The organism is Laceyella putida, assembly GCF_042665195.1.
GTDB classification, from domain to species: domain Bacteria; phylum Bacillota; class Bacilli; order Thermoactinomycetales; family Thermoactinomycetaceae; genus Laceyella; species Laceyella putida.
The window spans coordinates 1-704 of record NZ_JBHTBW010000059.1 but is presented as its reverse complement, the minus strand read 5'-3'; the positions used below and the strand labels follow the sequence as shown (position 1 = coordinate 704).

At 43.0% G+C, this 704-nt stretch carries 1 protein-coding gene; it reads left to right on the top strand.

The genetic code is table 11. The annotated features are described in order from the left end of the window. A partial coding sequence (locus tag ACFQNG_RS16730; protein ID WP_379866792.1) for a hypothetical protein occupies positions 1-225 on the top strand: 225 nt, incomplete at its 5' end. Positions 226-704: the final 479 nt, after the last annotated feature.

The following is a 704-nucleotide window of genomic DNA, read 5'->3' as shown; positions in this document are numbered from 1 at the left end:
CCTAAGCCCTGGGAGAGTAGGTCGTTGCCAGGCACCAATAACCCCACTTCTCTTGAAGTGGGGTTTTCTCTGTATACCAGCTGGTTTGATAGTATGGGCTGGCCATGTGAGAAAGGCTTGTCCGGCAAAAGAACAATGGATGAAACCAGGCAGGAGCGCTGTTCGTCACGATTCGCGGGCGCTAAACCGACGAGAGGAGCCATCATTGGTAAACTGAACAAATAACCAAAGACATGATCGTGAGCGTGAATAGGGATGAAAAACCTGGTTAGGTTTAAGTACATGAAAGGCCACAAATATGATGTCAAAAAACGAAACTGGACATATGGCAATAAGTATAAAACTAAAAAAGAGATCAAAAATGATAAATAGGGTGTTGACAATGTATAAAAACCGTTGTATATTTAATTTCGTTGCTAACGCGACAACATCTTATAAGAATCGATAAATAACAACAAAAAAAGCTGTTGACAACTTCGGTTCAAGATGTTAAAATCAAAAACGTCGCCGCAAGAGCGACGCTAAAGAATGAAGTGTTCCTTGAAAACTAAAGAGTGAACGTGACCTGTCAATTCAATGTGACACTTCGGTGTTACCAATGAGCATAGACTCAAACCTCAAGTCTGGCGCCAACGCGACAAGACCTTTAACGGAGAGTTTGATCCTGGCTCAGGATGAACGCTGGCGGCGTGCCTAATACATGC